Origin of the sequence: Rhodococcus sp. Leaf225, from assembly GCF_001426145.1 — a bacterium.
In the GTDB taxonomy this organism is placed as follows: domain Bacteria; phylum Actinomycetota; class Actinomycetes; order Mycobacteriales; family Mycobacteriaceae; genus Rhodococcoides.
Genome location: NZ_LMRN01000012.1, coordinates 63,540 through 81,107 on the forward strand (window position 1 = coordinate 63,540; position 17,568 = coordinate 81,107).

The 17,568-nt window shown below is 69.2% G+C and carries 18 protein-coding genes and 1 pseudogene; 15 read left to right on the forward strand and 4 right to left on the reverse strand.

Features of this window, described 5'->3' with window-relative positions; all coding sequences use genetic code 11:
- The first annotated feature begins 56 nt into the window (after nucleotides 1-56).
- From ASG69_RS10025 to ASG69_RS10055, 7 genes are all read left to right on the forward strand, one after another.
- Nucleotides 57-494: a PaaI family thioesterase gene (locus tag ASG69_RS10025; RefSeq protein WP_027505420.1), complete on the forward strand. Its 438-nt coding sequence runs from the start codon at nucleotides 57-59 to the stop codon at nucleotides 492-494.
- An 81-nt stretch (nucleotides 495-575) separates the two neighbouring features.
- Complete coding sequence (locus ASG69_RS10030; protein ID WP_027505419.1) at nucleotides 576-878, forward strand: urease subunit gamma; 303 nt, start codon at nucleotides 576-578, stop codon at nucleotides 876-878.
- Nucleotides 879-888: 10 nt separating this feature from the next.
- Entirely contained in the window at nucleotides 889-1,221 is a 333-nt protein-coding gene (locus ASG69_RS10035) for an urease subunit beta (RefSeq protein ID WP_027505418.1), read from the forward strand.
- Nucleotides 1,221-2,942, forward strand: a complete 1,722-nt coding sequence (locus ASG69_RS10040) for an urease subunit alpha (protein ID WP_027505417.1) — start codon at nucleotides 1,221-1,223, stop codon at nucleotides 2,940-2,942. Before ASG69_RS10035 ends, ASG69_RS10040 begins: the two co-directional genes overlap by 1 nt.
- Nucleotides 2,942-3,604, forward strand: a complete 663-nt coding sequence (locus ASG69_RS10045; RefSeq protein ID WP_056444460.1) for an urease accessory protein UreF — start codon at nucleotides 2,942-2,944, stop codon at nucleotides 3,602-3,604. The genes ASG69_RS10040 and ASG69_RS10045 overlap by 1 nt, the downstream gene beginning before the upstream one ends.
- A 26-nt stretch (nucleotides 3,605-3,630) precedes the next feature.
- A complete protein-coding gene (gene ureG / locus ASG69_RS10050) occupies nucleotides 3,631-4,311 on the forward strand; it encodes an urease accessory protein UreG (RefSeq protein ID WP_027505415.1) in 681 nt (226 codons plus the stop codon).
- Between the two features lies 1 nt (nucleotide 4,312).
- On the forward strand, nucleotides 4,313-5,092 hold the full coding sequence (locus ASG69_RS10055) for an urease accessory protein UreD (protein WP_321163704.1): 780 nt from the start codon (nucleotides 4,313-4,315) through the stop codon (nucleotides 5,090-5,092).
- Between the two features lie 169 nt (nucleotides 5,093-5,261).
- On the opposite strand, the pseudogene ASG69_RS10060 reads toward ASG69_RS10055, so the two are convergent.
- Together ASG69_RS10060 and ASG69_RS10065 are read right to left on the reverse strand one after the other, a co-directional pair.
- Nucleotides 5,262-6,600, reverse strand: a pseudogene (locus ASG69_RS10060) (NAD(P)/FAD-dependent oxidoreductase); the annotation flags it as partial.
- 78 nt (nucleotides 6,601-6,678) lie between these two features.
- Nucleotides 6,679-7,614, reverse strand: a complete 936-nt coding sequence (locus ASG69_RS10065) for an NADP-dependent oxidoreductase (protein ID WP_056444463.1) — start codon at nucleotides 7,612-7,614, stop codon at nucleotides 6,679-6,681.
- 105 nt (nucleotides 7,615-7,719) lie between these two features.
- On the opposite strand from ASG69_RS10065, the gene ASG69_RS10070 reads away from it, so the two are divergent.
- Nucleotides 7,720-8,595: an LLM class F420-dependent oxidoreductase gene (locus ASG69_RS10070; RefSeq protein ID WP_056445133.1), complete on the forward strand. Its 876-nt coding sequence runs from the start codon at nucleotides 7,720-7,722 to the stop codon at nucleotides 8,593-8,595.
- Nucleotide 8,596: 1 nt separating this feature from the next.
- Nucleotides 8,597-9,274 carry an SDR family NAD(P)-dependent oxidoreductase gene (locus tag ASG69_RS10075; RefSeq protein ID WP_056444466.1) on the forward strand — a complete coding sequence of 226 codons (678 nt, stop codon included), beginning with the start codon at nucleotides 8,597-8,599 and terminating at the stop codon, nucleotides 9,272-9,274.
- Between the two features lie 6 nt (nucleotides 9,275-9,280).
- On the opposite strand, the gene ASG69_RS10080 is transcribed toward ASG69_RS10075, so the two are convergent.
- Entirely contained in the window at nucleotides 9,281-10,285 is a 1,005-nt protein-coding gene (locus tag ASG69_RS10080) for an AraC family transcriptional regulator (RefSeq protein WP_056444469.1), read from the reverse strand.
- A 90-nt stretch (nucleotides 10,286-10,375) separates the two neighbouring features.
- Between ASG69_RS10080 and ASG69_RS10085 the strand changes: the two genes are divergently transcribed.
- The gene (locus ASG69_RS10085) at nucleotides 10,376-11,905 is read left to right on the forward strand and encodes a flavin-containing monooxygenase (protein ID WP_056444472.1); all 1,530 of its coding nucleotides are present in this window, start codon (nucleotides 10,376-10,378) and stop codon (nucleotides 11,903-11,905) included.
- A gap of 72 nt (nucleotides 11,906-11,977) precedes the next feature.
- Entirely contained in the window at nucleotides 11,978-12,697 is a 720-nt protein-coding gene (locus ASG69_RS10090) for a Clp protease N-terminal domain-containing protein (protein ID WP_056444475.1), read from the forward strand.
- A 17-nt stretch (nucleotides 12,698-12,714) separates the two neighbouring features.
- Here ASG69_RS10090 and ASG69_RS10095 read toward each other — a convergent pair whose 3' ends face one another.
- On the reverse strand, nucleotides 12,715-13,539 hold the full coding sequence (locus ASG69_RS10095; RefSeq protein ID WP_037185420.1) for an SDR family NAD(P)-dependent oxidoreductase: 825 nt from the start codon (nucleotides 13,537-13,539) through the stop codon (nucleotides 12,715-12,717).
- Between the two features lie 126 nt (nucleotides 13,540-13,665).
- On the opposite strand from ASG69_RS10095, the gene ASG69_RS10100 reads away from it, so the two are divergent.
- From ASG69_RS10100 to ASG69_RS10115, 4 genes are read left to right on the forward strand one after another with little or no spacing between them, the layout of a single operon-like run.
- Nucleotides 13,666-14,160: an SRPBCC family protein gene (locus tag ASG69_RS10100; RefSeq protein ID WP_056444477.1), complete on the forward strand. Its 495-nt coding sequence runs from the start codon at nucleotides 13,666-13,668 to the stop codon at nucleotides 14,158-14,160.
- A 27-nt stretch (nucleotides 14,161-14,187) separates the two neighbouring features.
- Entirely contained in the window at nucleotides 14,188-15,102 is a 915-nt protein-coding gene (locus tag ASG69_RS10105) for a TIGR03620 family F420-dependent LLM class oxidoreductase (protein WP_056444480.1), read from the forward strand.
- A gap of 56 nt (nucleotides 15,103-15,158) precedes the next feature.
- Nucleotides 15,159-16,148: an ABC transporter substrate-binding protein gene (locus tag ASG69_RS10110; protein ID WP_056444483.1), complete on the forward strand. Its 990-nt coding sequence runs from the start codon at nucleotides 15,159-15,161 to the stop codon at nucleotides 16,146-16,148.
- A gap of 59 nt (nucleotides 16,149-16,207) precedes the next feature.
- Nucleotides 16,208-17,536 carry a lipase family protein gene (locus ASG69_RS10115; RefSeq protein ID WP_056444486.1) on the forward strand — a complete coding sequence of 443 codons (1,329 nt, stop codon included), beginning with the start codon at nucleotides 16,208-16,210 and terminating at the stop codon, nucleotides 17,534-17,536.
- Nucleotides 17,537-17,568 lie beyond the last annotated feature (32 nt).

The window sequence follows — 17,568 nt, forward strand, 5'->3', positions numbered from 1 at the left end:
GCGACACACTGCGAGGCCCGCCGCTTCGTGTCCGTCCACGTGATTCACTGAACGCCATGAACGATGTGTCACCGTCGGTGTCGGACGAACTTCGAGAGCAGCTGGACAGCGGTTTCGGGAAGGTGCTGGGTCTGCAGTTCCGCGAACTGGGGCCCGATCGGGTCACCGCGGAGTGGACCGTGCGCCCGGAGCTCCTGCAGCCGTTCGGGATCGTGCACGGCGGCGTGCACTGCGCCGTCGTCGAGTCGCTGGCGAGCACGGCGGGCGCCCTGTGGTTGGGGGATCGCGGCCACGTCGTCGGAGTCAACAACACCACCGATTTCATCCGCGCCGCCCGCGAGGGCGTGCTCTCCGCCGAGGCACTGCCCGTGCACCGCGGGCGGACCCAGCAGATCTGGACCGTCACCATCACCGATGCCGCGGACCGTCTCATCGCCCGCGGCCAGGTCCGACTGCAGAACATCGAGGACACGGGGCGGATCGGCGCGTCCTGACGCGCGTCCGGCGAGCGCGACGGCCGAGGTCGTGCCAGCATTGCCTGTCGCCGTCGTTCGCCGCGAAGGGAAGTGTCCCCCATGAGATTGTCTCCGCACGAGCAGGAGAGGTTGCTGCTCAGCTACGCCGCGGAACTGGCGCGTCGCCGGCAGCAGCGCGGACTCCGGTTGAACCATCCGGAGGCGATCGCGCTGATCACCGACCACCTGCTCGAGGGCGCACGCGACGGGCGGTCCGTGGCGGAACTGATGTCGTCGGGCCGTGAGGTGCTGACCCGCGCCGACGTGATGGACGGCATCCCGGAGATGCTGCACGAGGTGCAGGTGGAGGCCACGTTCCCGGACGGCACCAAGCTCATCACCGTTCATGACCCGATCTCGTGAAGGAGTACGCGTGATTCCCGGAGAGATCATCACCGAGGACGGGTCGATCGAGCTCAACGCCGGTCGTGCGTCGCTCACTCTCGACGTCGTGAACGACGGCGATCGGCCGGTGCAGGTGGGAAGTCACGTCCATCTCCCGCAGGCCAACGCCGCGCTGACGTTCGATCGCGTCGCCGCGCACGGGAAGCGCCTCGACATCCCGGCGGGCACCGCGGTGCGGTTCGAACCGGGTATCGCTCAGGAGGTCGTGCTCGTCGACATCGGCGGTCTCCGCGAGGTTCACGGCATCTCGCTCACCCCGCCCGGCGCACTGGACGACACGACACCCCGGGACGGTCACTGATGGCGTACCTCGATCGTTCGCGCTACGCGGAGCTGTACGGACCCACCACGGGTGACCGGATCCGCCTGGCAGACACCGATCTGCTGATCGAGATCACCGAGGACCGCAGCGGTGGGCCGGGTCTCGCCGGCGACGAGGCCGTGTTCGGCGGCGGCAAGGTGATCCGCGAGTCGATGGGACAATCGCGGGCCACGCGGGCCGACGGTGCGCCCGACACCGTCATCACCGGTGTCGTGGTGCTCGACCACTGGGGCGTGATCAAGGCCGACGTCGGACTGCGTGACGGACGGATCGTGGCGCTGGGCAAGGCCGGGAACCCGGACACCATGCCGGGAGTGCATCCCGGTCTCGTCATCGGGCCGTCCACCGAGATCATCGCCGGCAACGGCAAGATCCTGACCGCCGGCGCCATCGACTGCCACGTGCACCTCATCGCCCCCCAGCTCATGGAGGAGGCGCTCGGCGGTGGCATCACCACCATCATCGCCGGCGGCACCGGCCCCGCCGAGGGCACGAAGGCGACCACCGTGACCCCGGGTGCCTGGCATCTGGCGCGGATGCTCGAGGCCATGGACGGGTGGCCGCTGAACGTGGCGCTGCTGGGCAAGGGCAACACCGTCTCACCCGACGCGATGTGGGAGCAGTTACGTTCCGGCGCATCGGGATTCAAGCTGCACGAGGACTGGGGCTCGACCCCGGCCGCCATCGACGCGTGCCTGCGGGTCTGCGACGAGGCCGGTGTGCAGGCGGCGCTCCACTCGGACACTCTGAACGAGGCGGGCTTCGTCGAGGACACCCTCGGCGCGATCGCCGGTCGCGGCATCCACTCGTACCACACGGAGGGTGCGGGCGGCGGGCACGCGCCGGACATCATCACGGTCGCCTCGCAGCCCCACGTGCTCCCCAGTTCGACCAACCCGACTCGGCCGCACACGGTCAACACTCTCGACGAGCATCTCGACATGCTGATGGTCTGTCATCACCTCAGCCCGTCCATTCCCGAGGACCTCGCGTTCGCCGAGAGCCGCATCCGCCCCTCGACCATCGCGGCCGAGGATCTGTTGCACGACATGGGTGCCATCTCGATGATCGGCAGCGACTCGCAGGCCATGGGACGCATCGGTGAGGTGGTCATGCGGACGTGGCAGACGGCCCACGTGATGAAGAAGCGTCGTGGCTTCCTCGCCGGTGACTACCGTGCGGACAACAACCGCGCGATGCGGTACGTCGCGAAGTACACGATCTGCCCGGCCGTGGCGCACGGACTCGACGGCGAGGTCGGATCCGTCGAGCCCGGCAAGTTGGCCGACCTCGTGCTGTGGGAGCCGGCGTTCTTCGGTGTCCGGCCGCATCTGGTGATCAAGGGCGGCATGATCGCGTGGGCCACCATGGGCGACGCCAACGCCTCGATACCGACACCGCAGCCGGAACTGCCGCGACCGATGTTCGGTGCGGCACCCAAGGCGGCGGCCGCCACGTCCGTGCACTTCGTCGCGCCCCAGGCGCTCGACGACGGGCTGGCCGATCGCCTCGACGTCGCGCGTCGACTCGTTCCGGTCGGGAACGTCCGCGGCATCGGGAAGGCACAGATGGTGAACAACGACGCGGTTCCCCGCATCGAGGTCGATCCGGACACCTTCACCGTCCGCATCGACGGCGACGTCTGGACCGAGCAGCCGGCGACGGAGCTGCCGATGGCGCAGCGGTACTTCCTGTTCTGATGACGATTCCGCATTCCGGTGTCGGCCTCGCCACGTTGCTCACCCTCGCCGACTCACGGCTCCCGATCGGTGGGCACGTGCACTCGGGGGGAGTCGAGGAGGCGATCGCCGAGGGACTCGTCCGGGACCTGCCGACGCTCGAGGCGTATCTGCTGCGGCGTATGCGCATCAGCGGCGCCGTGGCGGCGTCGATCGCTGCCGCTGTGGCCGCCGGTGTCCTGCCCGCGGACGCCGCCGATCGCGAGACCGACGCCCGCACGCCCTCTCCTGCGGCTCGCGCCGCGTCCCGCGCCCAGGGGAGGGGGCTGCGTCGCCTCGCCGAGACGGTGTGGCCGGACCACGACTGGACGGCGGTCGGACGGCGCCCGCACCTACCCGTCGTGGCGGGAGTCGTCGGTACAGTCACCGGCGCGGGACCGTACGAGACGGCGTCCGTGCAGATCTACACGGCCATGACGGGCGCCGCCATCGCCGCCCAGCGACTTCTCGCGTTGGACCCGGGCGCCGTGGCGGGATGCACCGTAGCGCTCGCGGCCGAGTGCGACCGGATCGCGGCCTCGGTCGCACGCGCGCTCCCGGCTCTGTCCGACGAATCGGATCCGCTGCTGGACCACCTCGGCGAACGTCACGTCCGGCGCGAACGCCCCCTCTTCGTCTCCTGATCACCCCACAGAAAGAGAGAACACCCATGCCTCCGCATCTCATCGACGGCGAGCCCCACTCCCACGCCCTGGACCGGCCCAAGCGCGTCCGCACACCCGGGGAAGCGCTGCGAGTGGGTATCGGCGGTCCCGTCGGATCCGGCAAGACCGCACTGGTGGCGGCGCTGTGCCGCCAGCTGCGCGAAGAACTGTCGCTGGCCGTGCTGACCAACGACATCTACACGACGGAGGATGCCGACTTCCTGCGCCGTCACGCAGTTCTGCCGGACGAGCGCATCACGGCCGTGCAGACCGGCGGCTGCCCGCACACGGCGATCCGTGACGACATCACGGCGAACCTGGACGCCATCGACGACCTGGTCGACGCCAATCCGCCACTCGATCTGATCCTCGTCGAGTCGGGCGGCGACAACCTCACCGCGACCTTCTCGTCCGGGCTGATCGACGTGCAGATCTTCGTCGTGGACGTCGCCGGCGGTGACAAGGTGCCGCGCAAGGGCGGTCCCGGCGTGACGTTCTCGGATCTGCTCGTGATCAACAAGACCGATCTCGCCCCCATGGTGGGTGCCGACCTCACGGTCATGGAGAACGACGCGGTGCGGGTGCGTGAGGGTCGTCCCACCGCTCTGATCTCGCTCACGGAGGATCCTGCCGCGACGGTGGTGCTCACCTGGGTGCGCGAGCAGCTCGCTGCCGTCGCCGCCTGACGTGACGACGCACGGCGCCCTGCGCTCGACGGTGCTCGTCGTGGCGTCGCGGAGCAGGTCACCGCGCATCGAGGCGGTGGGTGGGCTCGCCGTGCGCCGGACCGGTGTCGACCGCGTCCACCTCGTCGGCTCGGCCGCGACCCCGCTGGGTGGGGACACCATCGACGTCCGGATCGTGGTCGAGGCGGGGGCGCGGCTGCACGTGTGCAGTGTCGCCGCCTCGGTGGCGTTGCCCGGGCGCTCGACCGTCGTGTCACACGCGTCGTGGACCGTGGACGTCGAGGACGGTGCCGAGGTGATCGTGGACCCGGAACCCACCATCGTCGCCGGGTCGGCGGACCACCGATCGTCGGTGTCGCTGCATCTCGGCGACCGGGTACGCGCCGCCGTGCGCGAACGAATCCAGATCGGCCGCACCGGGGAACTGGACGGCCGGTGGTCGGGTCTCTTTCGAGTCGACGGCGTGGCCGGTCCGGTGCTCCGCCACCGACTCGACCTGGGCAGGGGCGCCGCAGGGCACGACGCGCTCTTCGCGCCGACCGCGTCGATCAGTACGTTGACCTGGCCGGAGTGCTTGGCGGACAGTCCCTCCGGAGACGCCGTGGCCGGTCTGGAGACGACGATGCCGATGGCCGGAGGCGGAACACTGTCCACCTGGCTCGGCCATCGGCTCCCGGTCACCCGGCCGGTCGCTGCGCTCTCGGCGCGGGGAGATCAGCCTGCGCGCTTGGCCTCCGCGGTCTCCGCCGCTCCGTCGTTCGCGGAGGGCTCCTCGCCCTGACGCTCCGCCGGTGTGGGTGAGGCACCGGAGGCGGCCCGCTTCTCCGTGCTGTCGAGCTGCTTGCTCTGTTCCGCTGCGTCGGCCGTGGCACCGGACTCGCGGTCCGCCGCCTTCGAGGTCGCCTCGACCGTGCGGGTAGGGATCGCCACGCCGTCGACGCGGTTCTCCTGCTCGAGCGTGTGGAGTTGCTCGATCGCGAGGCGCGCGAACACCTGCTGTTCGGTGGACGCCATCTGCGCCCGACCCTTGCCCAGGAAGGTGACGAACCAGGAGATCACCGTCGTCAGACGGTTCCGGTATCCCACCTGGTAGAAGAGGTGGAGTCCGAGCCATGCGACCCAGGCGATGAATCCGCCGAACTCCAGCTTGCCGACCTTGCACACGGCGCTGAATCGCGACACGGTGGCCATCGACCCCTTGTCGAAGTACGAGAACGGCTTGCGCTCGGACGAGTTCTGTCCGTCGAGTGAGGCCTTGATCTGCTTCACCGCGTACTTGGCGCCCTGGATCGCGCCCTGCGCCATACCCGGGACGTCCTTGACCGACATCATGTCGCCGACCACGAACACGTTGGGGTGTCCCTTGACGGTCAGATCCGGCTCCACCACGACACGGCCCGCGCGGTCGACCTCGGTGCCGTCCGACTGGTCGGCGAGCTGCTTGCCCAGCGGGCTGGCCTGCACGCCGGCGGACCAGACCTTGCACTGCGCCTCGATGCGGCGTTCGGTGCCGTCCTTGTCCTTGACGGTGAGACCGTCGTTGTCGACGCCGGTGACCATCGCGTTGAGCTGGATGTCGACACCGAGCTTGGTGAGGCGCTTCGCGGCCTTCTCGCCCAGCTTCTTGCCCATCGGGGGGAGCACGGCGGGCGCCGCGTCGAGCAGCACCACCTTCGCGTCCTTGGCGTCGATGTTGCGGAAGGCTCCGTCGAGCGTGCGCGTCGCGAGCTCGGAGATCTGCCCCGCGAGCTCGACGCCGGTGGGGCCTGCGCCGACCACGACGAACGTCATCAGGCGCTCGCGCTCGGCCGGATCGGTGGACAACTCGGCCTGCTCGAACGCGCCGAGGATGCGTCCGCGCAGTTCCAGGGCGTCGTCGATCGTCTTCATGCCAGGTGCGAACTCGGCGAAGTGGTCGTTGCCGAAGTAGGACTGCTGGGCGCCCGCAGCCACGATGAGGCTGTCGAACGGCGTCACGGTCTCGCGCTCGAGCAGCCGCGAGGTGACGGTCTTGTTCGTCAGGTCGATGGTCTCGACGTCACCCATCAGAACCTCGGCGTTCTTCTGCTTGCGCAGGATGACGCGGGTCGCGGGGGCGATCTCGCCGACCGAGAGGATGCCCGTGGCCACCTGGTAGAGCAGTGGCTGGAACAGGTGGTGGGTGGTCCGCGCGATGAGCGTGACGTCCACATCGGCTCGCTTGAGGGCCTGTGTGCCGAAGAGGCCACCAAAGCCGGACCCGATGACGACGACGCGGTGGCGCTTCTTCTCGTTCGTCTCGACGCTCATGTATCCGCTCCTAGATGTCTATGCGTTCTGAGCTCAACGGTAGTCTCCCCACCCCCGCGCGTCTTCGCGAGGCCGTCGTCAGGGGACGAGGACGTACTTGCCGCGCGGGTGGTGCGTCTGCAGTTCGCGGTGGGCGGTGGCCGCCTCCGCGAGGGGAAACGTCCCGGCCACCGTCACGGTGATCACCGATCCGGCCAACTCGAGCAGAGGTAGACGCGCCTCCTTGCGCCGTGCGGCGCTCTCGTTGTTCCCGCCGCCCGCGGACCGGAAACCCTCGTCGACTGCCCGACCGAAGGCAGTGATGGTCACGATGCGCGTCCGGTCCTGCACCACCGCCAGGGACACGTCGATCGCCTCGTCGGTGCCGGCCGTGTCCAGCGCGGCATCCACGCCGTCGGGCGCCGCGGTGCGTACCCGGTCGAGCAGACCGTCGCCGTACGCGACTGCGACGGCGCCGAGGGCGCGCACCGCGTCGAGGTTGCGGGGACTCGCGGTGCCGATCACCTCTGCTCCGCGGTGCAGGGCGAGCTGGACCGCCTGCGAGCCGACGGCGCCGGATGCTCCGTGGATCAGGACGCAGTCGCCCTCCTCGACGCTCGCGAGCTCCGCCATGTCGTAGGCGGTGGCCGCAGTGAGGGAGTACCCGGCCGCTTCCTCCCAGCCGAGCGCCTGCGGTTTCGGCAGCACCGCGTCGGCATCGACGAGAAGGCGATCGGCGTAGGCACCGTCTGCCAGAACAATGACCTCGTCGCCGACACGGACGGGACCCGCCGGTCCGACGGCGTCGCGCCCCACCGCGGACACCACGCCCGACGCCTCGCTGCCGAGGTGCAGCGGGAGTGTGCTCTCGTCCGTCCCGAATGCGCCGCTGTAGAGCTTGTGATCGAACGGATTGACGCCGGCGGCGCGAATGTCCACGACGACCTGTCCGGGACCCGGTTCGTCGACCACCTCGTCGCGGATCGCCAGGACGTCGGGTCCACCGAAGGCCGTGGCGACCACGGTGCGTGTCATTCTCGAACCAGTCATACGAGGACCAACGGTGCCCGGTGCTCCGAATGTTCCCCGGGAGTGCACCGCGTCGGCGGAGTGCTGATCCGACCATCGAGGAGAACCATCGTGCAGTTGGCAGTCCACTATCCCTACTTCACCCTTCCGGGTGGCTCCGCGGCCACGGCGGGACTGCTCTCCGACTCCGCGCGCGCTGCGGAGGACGGCGGGTGCACGCTGTTCACGCTCATGGACCACTGGTTCCAGATGGAGAATCTGGCGACCGCGCAGGACCCCATGCTCGAGGGCTACACCTCGCTGGGCTTCCTCGCGGGCCGGACCGAGAGCATCCGCCTGGGCCTGCTCGTCACGGGCGTGACCTATCGGCATCCGGGGCTCCTGGCGAAGACGGTCACGACCCTGGACGTGCTCTCCGGCGGTCGAGCGATGCTCGGCATCGGTGCGGCCTGGTACGAGCGCGAGCACCGCGGCCTCGGTGTGCCGTTCCCGTCGACGGCCGAGCGGTTCGAGCGTCTCGAGGAGACGTTGCGCATCTGCAGACAGATGTGGAGCGACGACGACGGACCCTTCGAGGGCACGCACTACTCGCTGGCCGAGACGCTCTGCGAGCCGAGGCCGCTGCAGAGTCCGGGTCCGCCCATCATGGTCGGCGGGTCGGGGGAGAAGAAGACACTCGCGTTCGTCGCGCGGTACGCCTCGCTGTGCAACCTCTTCGCCCCCGACCAGGAGACCGTGGCACACAAGCTCGACGTGCTGCGCGGTCACTGCGAGCGCGAGAACCGCGACTACGCGGAGATCGAGAAGACCATCATCACCTCGCTCGACCCGGTGGCCGACGAGGCCGGATTCCTCCGGGAGATGGAAGGGTTCGCCGCGCTCGGAGTCGACACCGTGTGCGTGAGCCCGCAGGGACAGGACCCGGTGACCTGGACCCGGTCCGCCACCGCAGCCGTGGTCGACACACTCGCCGGATTGGAGAACTGACATGGACCTCCCGGGCAAGCACTTCCTGGTGACCGGCGCTTCCGGCGCTATCGGATCGCGCATCACTCGCCGCCTGCTCGACGCCGGCGCCACCGTCACCGCGTCCGGCCGCTCGGAGCAGACGCTGGCCGGTGTCGACCTGGGCAGCGCGCACCTCGTGGCGTCGGACCTGACCCACCCCGCGGCCCCGGCCGACCTGATCGCGGCGGCCAAGAGCCACACCGGAACGCTCGACGGCGTCGTGATCGCCTCGGGCGTGGTGGCGTTCGGACCCGCGGCCGAGGTGGACGACGACACCGTCGACGATCTCCTGCTGGTGGATCTGCTGGCGCCACTGCGGCTGGTGCGATCGGCACTCACCGAGGTGGAGTCCGGGGGCGTCGTCGTCAGCATCAGTGGGGTGATCGCGGAGAAGCCCGTCGGCGGGATGGCTGCGTACTGCGCGGCGAAGGCCGGGATCAGCGCGTTCGTCGAGGCGGCTCGACCGGAAGCGCGTCGGCGCAAGCTGCGGGTCGTGGACGTACGTCCGCCGCACACCGAGACCGGTCTGGCCGGGCGCGCGATCGCGGGCACGGCGCCCACCATGCCGGACGGTCTCGATCCGGACGCTGTCGCCGACCGGATCGTCAAGGCCATCGTGGACGACGAGAAGGATCTGGCGTCGACCGACTTCAGTTGAGTCGGGTCAGAGAGCGCCGCGGCGGACGGTGGTGGGCGTCGCGTTCCACCACCGTCGGCACGCACGAGTGAAGGCGGACTGCTCGGACAGTCCCACAGCGGCCGCGATCTGACTCATCGGCAGCGACGTCGTCGTGAGGTACCGATGGGCCTCCGTGCGGCGCACCTCGTCGACGATCGCCGCGAACGACGTTCCCTCCCCGGCCAATCGGCGTTGCAACGTCCGCGGGTGCAGGTTCAGCAGATGTGCGGCACCGTCGATGTGCGGTGGGGTGGTGCCGAGGGACTGCTGCAGGATGGTGCGCACCCGCGGCGCCACCTCGGTGGTGGGTCCGGCACCTTGTCGGGCGAGGAAGGCGAGGGCCAAACGTTTGAGGTTCGAGTCCCCGCCGTGGAGCGGTCGGTTCTGGAGTGTGGCCGGGACCCGGAGGACGGCGGCGGGACGGCCGACGCTGACCGCGACGCCGAAGAAGTTCTCGTAGACCGACACCGGAGCCGCCGGCACGTAGGGGAGCTCGACCGAGCGGAGTCCGTACGACCCGCCGACCAGTGCGATGGTGGCGCGGTGGAGGAACCCCAGCCCCATGTCGGTGCCCTGGACGGGCGCGACGACCCCGGGCTTCGTTCCGTACCGCAGCGCGACGATCCCCGGCGTCCCGTACGGGTCGGGTTCGGCACGCAGGCTGAGCGACTGGGCATGGATGAACAGGTAGTGCTCGGTGCACTCGAGTGCCTCGCCCACGGTCGAGGAGTTCTGGATCGCGAGTGCGAGCGGCCCGAGCATGCCGAGATCCTGGCGCCGTGCGATCCGCAACCCCAGATCGGGGCACGCCAGCTCCGCCGCGGCGATCTCGAGAACCGCGGCCATGGCGACGTCCTCGACGAGGAGGTCGTCGGCGTCGAGCGCGTCCACGGGCAGCCCCGCCGCGAGGGCGTACGCCTCGGCGTCCCCGCCCAGTTCGGCCACGGTCGCGCGGAAGCCGCGGAGACCGGCGGAGCGGATGGCGGGCACAGCGCTCACCTTGGGCCAGTTGTCGTCTGAAGTCAACTAGTTGTCGTGAGGTGTCAAGCCATCGGGTGGTGGCACGAGGACACTGGAGTCATGACGTCCACCACCGATCGACTCGACTCGTCCCCGACCGACACCACCCTCGAGCATCTCGACGTGATCGTCGTCGGCGCCGGGCTCTCCGGCGTCGGTGCGGGCTACCGCCTGTCGACGGAGCATCCCGGCAAGTCGTGGGCCATCCTCGAGGCGCGGTCCTCGATGGGCGGCACCTGGGATCTGTTCCGCTACCCCGGTGTGCGCTCGGATTCCGACATGTACACGCTCGGCTACCAGTTCAAGCCGTGGCGCGAAGCGAAGTCCATCGCCGACGGGCACTCGATTCTGAAGTACATCGAGGAGACCGCTGCGGAGTTCGGGATCGACGAGCACATCCGGTACGGGACCCGCGTCGTCGGCGCGGATTTCTCCACCGCGGAGGCTCGCTGGACCCTGACTCTCGACGTGACCGACGAGTCGGGAACCTCGCAGCAGCAGATGACGTGCGGCTTCCTGTACTGCTGCTCGGGCTACTACGACTACGCCAAGGGCTACAACCCCGACATCCCGGGACTCGACACGTTCGAGGGCACCGTGGTGCATCCCCAGTTCTGGCCCGACGATCTGGACTACGCCGGCAAGAACGTCGTCGTGATCGGCAGTGGCGCCACCGCAGTGACCCTCGTGCCGTCGATGGCGCGCGACGCCGGTCACGTCACGATGCTGCAGCGTTCACCCACCTGGATCAGCGCGGTCCCCGGACGTGACAAGCAGGCGGACAAGATTCGTGATCTTCTCCCGGCTGGCCTGGCGCACAGCGTGATCCGGGTCAAGAACATTCTGTTCAGCACCGGCTTCTATCAGTTCTGCCGGCGTCGTCCGCAGGCGGCACGGCGACTCCTCACCAACCTCTCGACCAAGATCCTGGGCGACGAGAAGCTGGTGGCCGAACACTTCACGCCCGAGTACAACCCGTGGGATCAGCGACTGTGCGCCGTCCCCGACGCCGATCTGTTCAAGGCGATGAAGAAGGGGAAGGCGTCGGTGGTCACCGACCGCATCGCCTCCGTGCGCCCCGACGGCATCGACCTGCATTCGGGCGCCTCGTTGCCCGCCGACGTGATCGTCACGGCGACGGGGCTGCAACTGCTCGCCTTCGGCGGCATCGAGCCCAAGGTGGACGGCGTGACCGTCGATCTGTCGAAGCAGTTCGTGTGGCAGGGCGCCATGATGACAGGTGTCCCGAACTTCGCCATCTGCATCGGATACACCAACGCGTCGTGGACTCTGCGCGCCGATCTGACGTCGCGTCTCGTGTGCCGCGTGCTCGGCTACATGGACGACAAGGACTTCGCGTCCATCGTCCCGCAGCCCGACGGCCCGCTCGAGGAGCGTCCGCTGCTGGACCTGCAGTCCGGCTACGTCCAGCGCTCGATCGACGCCTTTCCCCGGCAGGGCGATCACGGCCCGTGGCTGGTGCGTCAGAACTACATTCTCGACTCCATCACCACACTGCGGGGCGACCTCGGCAAGACCCTCTCGGGGACGCCGCGTCGGTCGGTGCGACGCGCCGCCGGAGTCGCCTGACCCGCAACGCACAGGACCACCCATCGTCAACTCAGGGTTGACGATGGGTGGTCGTCATTCTACGGTCGACGCATGACCGACACCGACCCCGCGCCCGGTGTGCGCCTCGACGATCTGATCGTCGCTGTCTCCCGCACCGACACCGACCCTCTGATCCAGCTCTCGCGAGCCGTCGTCGCCGCCGAGCGCCTCGGCGACGTGGCCGACCACCTCGTCGGACACTTCGTCGACCAGGCACGTCGGTCCGGGGCGTCCTGGACCGACATCGGCCGCAGTATGGGAGTGAGCAAACAGGCCGTGCAGAAGAAGTTCGTGGCCAGGCCGCACGCCGACGAGGCGTTGAACGCGAGCCAGGGTTTCGCTCGTTTCACAGAGCGCGCGAAGAACATCGTGGTGGCGGCGCAGACCGAGGCCCGAGCGCAACGGGTGTCGTCGATCACTCCCGACCATCTCGTGATCGGACTGGTGCAAGACCCCGACTCGTTCGGCACCCGTCTGCTCGCGACACAATCGGTGACGCCCGACGACGTACGCGCCGCCGTCTCGGCACGAGGTTCGTCCGCGGGGGAGCACGGTGAGCCGCCGGCACTCGTTCCGTTCGATGCTGCGACGGCGAAAATTCTGGAACTGACGTTCCGCGAGGCGCTGCGCCTCGGCCACGACTACGTCGGCACCGAACACGTGCTGCTCGCGATGCTGGAGTTCGAGAACGGGACGGGGCTGCTCAGTGGTCTCGGCGTGACGAGGGACCAGGTGGAGACCGACCTCGCTGCCGCTCTCGATCTGTCCTGAGAGCGGCAGCGCGTCCGTCACATGCCGCGGCGCATCACGGCGTAGTAGGCGGACGGGAACACGCGGGCGAGGATGTCGACGGTGTGGGCACTCGCGGCGATGAGGACCCGTCCCTTGCGCTTCTCGACCCCATCGAGGATGCGGAGTGCAGCCTTGTCCGCGGGATAGGTGAGCAGTTTGGCGAAGGTGGCCTTGCCGTCCGCGATCTCCTTGTCCGTCGCTCCGGCGGCCGAACCGGCCGTCTCGGCGATGCGGGTCTTGATGCCGCCGGGGTGCACCGACGTCACGCCGATCGTCGGCGCCAGTTCGTGGCGCAGGCACTCGGTGAACCCGCGGATGGCGAACTTCGACGACGAGTAGGCCGACTGCCCCGGAGGCGCCACGATGCCGAACAAGCTCGACACGTTGACGATGTGCGCGCCCGTGGATCGGCGCATCGTCGGCAGCAGACGTCGGGTGATGTCCACCGGCGCATGGAAGTTGATGGTCATCACCGAGTCGAAGTCCTTGGCGGTGAGTTGCTCGAACGAGCCGCCGAACGCGATACCGGCGTTGTTGATCAGCAGGTCGATGCGCTCGTGCCGCTCGATCACACCGTCGATGACCACGCCGAGCGCGTCGAGGTCGGAGAGGTCCGCGACGACGACGTCGACGCTGCGTGCCGGTGAGGCGGACTCGATGGCGCGTGCGACGTCGGCGAGCCGATCGGCGTCCCGGTCGAGCAGGATCAGATCGGTGCCCCGTCGCGCGAGCTCGTGGGCCATCTGCTCACCCATGCCACTGGCGGCGCCGGTGACGAGCGCGGTGGCGCCGGGAAAGCGGAAGGGGGGCAAGGACGACATGACAACTCCTGAGCTCGGCGGTACCAACGTCTCGATCATCGCGGACGGCGGGCCGTCGTTCTTGACTTCAGGCGACACCGTCGTCGATCGCCCGTATCGAGGCTGTCGGGTCGCTACGGTGCACCGGTGACGCCTGACTCGACCGCTCCGCTCGCGTCCGGATCCGTGACGGTCCGCGCCGATGCCGAGGACGTGTACGCCCTCCTGACCGATCTCGACCGACTCGCCGATCTGGCGGACGAGACGCACTCGATGCGGTGGGTGGGGAGCTCCGGCGCCCGTCCGGGTGCGTCCTTCGTCGGTCGGAACCGCAACGGTCTGCATCGATGGTCGACCACATGCACCGTGACCGCCGCCGACCCCGGAGCAACCTTCGCCTTCGACGTGCACTACGGCCCGTTCTCGCTGCCGATCGCGCACTGGCGCTACGACATCGACGGCGGTGGCGACGGCGGCGAGACCACGGTGACCGAGCGGATGTGGGACCGGCGTCCGCGGTGGTTCGTCGGCGTCGGCGGACTGGCGACGGGTGTCCGCGACCGCGCCACGGTCAACGGCGACCACATCGCGGCCACCCTCGAACGGCTCCGGCAGACCGTCGACGGTCCCCCGGATTCGTAGGGTGCGAGTGCGGGCACACTGGACGCCATGACGGCACACGCGACGATCGGCATCTGGACCGGAACGCTCGACGGGGTCTCCGCCTCCGCGGTTCCCGACGTGGTGGGGGAGGTGGAGTCGCAGGGCTGGCACTCGCTCTGGTTCGGCGAGGCCTACGGCCGCGAGGCGCTCACCGCCGCGCAGATGTACCTCGGCGCCTCGTCGTCGCTGATCGTCGGTACCGGCATCGCGAGCATCTACGCCCGCGACGCCGTGGCGACCGCATCGGCGGCACGTACCCTGCATGCCGTCTCGGGTGGTCGGTTCGTCCTGGGACTCGGCGTGTCGCACGCTCCGCTGGTCGAGCGCATGCGCGGTCACAACTACGGCAAGCCCGTCGCGGCGATGCGGGAGTATCTCGACGCACTCGACAACGCACCCGCGGCAGTGGCGGGGGAAGAGCAGAACCCACCACGACTGCTGGCGGCGCTGGGTCCGAAGATGCTCGAGCTGTCCCGCGATCGCACCGCGGGGGCGCATCCGTACCTCGTCACACCGGAGCACACGGCGACGGCCCGCGAGATCCTCGATGCCGGAGACGGCGAGAAGCGCCCGGAACTGGTCGTCGAGCAGGCGGCGGTGGTGGACCCGGTCGCCGACACCGACGCGGAGGTGTGGGCCGAACGCGCGCACGCGCATCTGAACATCTACACCGGGCTGCCCAACTACCGGAACAACTGGGAGCGTCTGGGTTTCGGGCAGGACGATTTCGTCCGCGGCGGCAGCGAGAAGCTCGCCGAGGCGATGGTGACGCGCGGACTCGACGCGACTGTGGCCCGAGTGCGCGAGCACATCGAGGCGGGAGCCACCAGCGTCCTCGTCCAGGTCCTCGGATCCGCGATGAACGTTCCGCCGGTGGACGACTGGCGTCGACTCGGTGAGGCCCTCGAGCTTCCCCGTTGAGCTGAGGGTAGCCTTACCGCAAGCCTGCTCCACCAGTCGTCCCCGAAAGGTTCTTCATGCGCGTCTCCGTCGGTGTGTCCTTCGCGGCCACCGTTCTTCTGCTCGGAACGGCGGCGTGCAGCTCGTCGGACACGGACTCGGCGCCGGCCGCGGACGCGTCGGGAGCCTTCCCGGCCGAGGTCACCGACAAGTTCGGGACCGTGACGGTCGAGGGTGCGCCGGAGCGTCTGGTGACCGCCGGGTACAACGACCAGGACTTCGCGCTCGCTCTCGGTGTCACACCCGTGGCCACCCGCGGATTCACGGGGTACGACTACACCACCCGACCGTGGGCCCAGCAGCAGCTGAACGGTGCCACGATTCCCGAGGTGGGAAGCGACACACTCGATCTCGAAGGTGTCGCGGCCGCGGAGCCCGACCTCATCATGGCGACGTACGCCTATCTGGAGGAGCCCGAGTACCAGCAGCTCGGACAGATCGCCACGACGGTCGGCGACATCCCCGGCTCGGACGGGTCGGAGACCCCGTCGTGGCGAGACCAGTTGACCGCGTACGGAACCGCCCTGGGCAAGACGGCCGAGGCAGAGACCGTGCGTGACGAGGTCGACGCGACGTTCGTAGACGCCACGACCCAGAACCCGTCCTTCGCCGGCCGCACCGCTGCGGTCGCGCTCTATCTCGACGGCACCTTCTACATCCTCGACAGCGGTGACCCGCGGAACAGGTTCTTCACCGACCTCGGCTTCGCGACGCCCGAGACCACCGGAACGGTGAGCCCGGAGCGCTACGACCTGCTCGATCAGCAGACTCTCGTGCTGCTGGGCGTCACTCCCGAGGACGTCGCCGGTGATCCGCTGCTGCAGAGCCTGAACGTGGTGAAGGAGGATCGCACCGTCTACGTCGGCGAATTCGGGACCACCGTGCCGGCCGCTCTCGGTTTCGCCAGCCCCCTCAGCCTTCCGTACGCGGTGGACGCGCTCGTCCCGGTGCTCGCACGGGCCTCGGACGACGATCCGGCCACCCGCGTCGGCACCGTCGAGGGCTGATCGGTCCTGCTCACGGGTCGGAAGGTTAGTGTGACCCGACGACAGGGGTAACCGTGGGCATGAGCATCGAGCAGTACGACAGGGACGGGGGCGGCCCGCCCGAGACCGAGCACTGGTCCGAGGGCCCGGTCACCACCCCGGAGCGAGACCCGTTCTACGCCGCGCCCGACGGTTTCGAGAGTGCCGCGTGCGGCGACGTCCTGCGCACCAGACCCGTGCGCATCGGTGTGTTCGGTAGGGTGCGGCAGCGCGTGCAGGCCTGGCAGCTGCTGTATCGCACCGAGGATCTCGAGCGCGTGCCACGCGTGAGTGTCACCACGGTCTTGCTGCCCGCCGGAGCCGTCCCCGACGCGACGCGACCACTCCTGTCGTATCAGTGCGCCATAGACGCCGTCTCCGGTCGATCGTTCCCGTCGTACGCGCTCCGGCTGGGGTCACGTGCGCGCGGCACGGTGCCGCAGTACGAGTTTTTGCTCGTCCTGCACGCCCTGCGTCTGGGTTGGGCGGTCTCGATCCCGGATCACGAAGGCGCCGAGGGGCATTGGGGTGCGCCGCTCGAGCCCGGGTACTGCACTCTCGACGCCGTCCGGGCCGCGCTCTCGTTCGACGAGCTCGGTCTCGACACGACCACACCGGTCGGACTGTGGGGATACTCGGGTGGCGGGCTCGCGTCGTCCTGGGCGGCGGAGGCCGCGGGGGAGTACGCACCCGAGATCGATGTCGTCGGAGCCGTACTCGGGTCGCCGGTGGGTGATCCGGCGTCGGCGTTCTTCCGGCTGAACGCCACCCGCTACGCCGCGCTGCCGACTCTCGTCATCGAGGGTCTGCGGCGTACCTACCCGGCCCTGGACGACGTCATGCAGGAGTTCGTCACCGAGGAGGGTCTCGAGCTGCTGGCGTCGACGAACAAGATGACCACGATGCAGGCCATCATCGCGCTCCGCGGGTTCGACCTCGACGCCTACTCGACCATTCCCATCGCCGACGTCATGGCTCGTCCGGAGATGGTGACGATCTTCGAGGAGATCCAGCCGGGCCGCTCGGCGCCCGGATTCCCGCTGCTCGTCCTGCAGGCGACGCACGATCAGATCATCGCCGTGGACGACGTCGACGGGCAGGTGACGCGCTATCGAGACGCGGGTGCCGAGGTCGAGTACGTCCGCGATCGCACGAGCGAGCACATCACGCTGCTGCCGCTGTCGGTCCCGCTGACGCTCCGATGGCTCGACGACCGGTTCGCCGGGCGCCGACCGGGACCCGCGGCCACCAGGACCGTCTTCTCGGTGGCGGCGTCGTGGCGCAGCGCCGCGGGCTATCTGGCCATGGCAGGCTCGGCGGCGAGAGCGCTGACCGGGCTCCCCATCTCCGTCCGCCGCACCCGACGCTGAGACGACACCACCCCCGCACCGAGGACTCGGTG

Bases quoted from the DNA above. Each gene is read 5' to 3' on its own strand.
- ASG69_RS10025 (WP_027505420.1), top strand. From the start codon at position 57: ATGAACGATGTGTCACCGTCGGTGTCGGACGAACTTCGAGAGCAGCTG.
- ASG69_RS10030 (WP_027505419.1), top strand. From the start codon at position 576: ATGAGATTGTCTCCGCACGAGCAGGAGAGGTTGCTGCTCAGCTACGCC.
- ASG69_RS10040 (WP_027505417.1), top strand. From the start codon at position 1,221: ATGGCGTACCTCGATCGTTCGCGCTACGCGGAGCTGTACGGACCCACC.
- ASG69_RS10045 (WP_056444460.1), top strand. From the start codon at position 2,942: ATGACGATTCCGCATTCCGGTGTCGGCCTCGCCACGTTGCTCACCCTC.
- ureG (WP_027505415.1), top strand. From the start codon at position 3,631: ATGCCTCCGCATCTCATCGACGGCGAGCCCCACTCCCACGCCCTGGAC.
- ASG69_RS10065 (WP_056444463.1), bottom strand. From the start codon at position 7,614: ATGACACGCACCGTGGTCGCCACGGCCTTCGGTGGACCCGACGTCCTG.
- ASG69_RS10075 (WP_056444466.1), top strand. From the start codon at position 8,597: ATGGACCTCCCGGGCAAGCACTTCCTGGTGACCGGCGCTTCCGGCGCT.
- ASG69_RS10085 (WP_056444472.1), top strand. From the start codon at position 10,376: ATGACGTCCACCACCGATCGACTCGACTCGTCCCCGACCGACACCACC.
- ASG69_RS10090 (WP_056444475.1), top strand. From the start codon at position 11,978: ATGACCGACACCGACCCCGCGCCCGGTGTGCGCCTCGACGATCTGATC.
- ASG69_RS10095 (WP_037185420.1), bottom strand. From the start codon at position 13,539: ATGTCGTCCTTGCCCCCCTTCCGCTTTCCCGGCGCCACCGCGCTCGTC.
- ASG69_RS10105 (WP_056444480.1), top strand. From the start codon at position 14,188: ATGACGGCACACGCGACGATCGGCATCTGGACCGGAACGCTCGACGGG.
- ASG69_RS10110 (WP_056444483.1), top strand. From the start codon at position 15,159: ATGCGCGTCTCCGTCGGTGTGTCCTTCGCGGCCACCGTTCTTCTGCTC.
- ASG69_RS10115 (WP_056444486.1), top strand. From the start codon at position 16,208: ATGAGCATCGAGCAGTACGACAGGGACGGGGGCGGCCCGCCCGAGACC.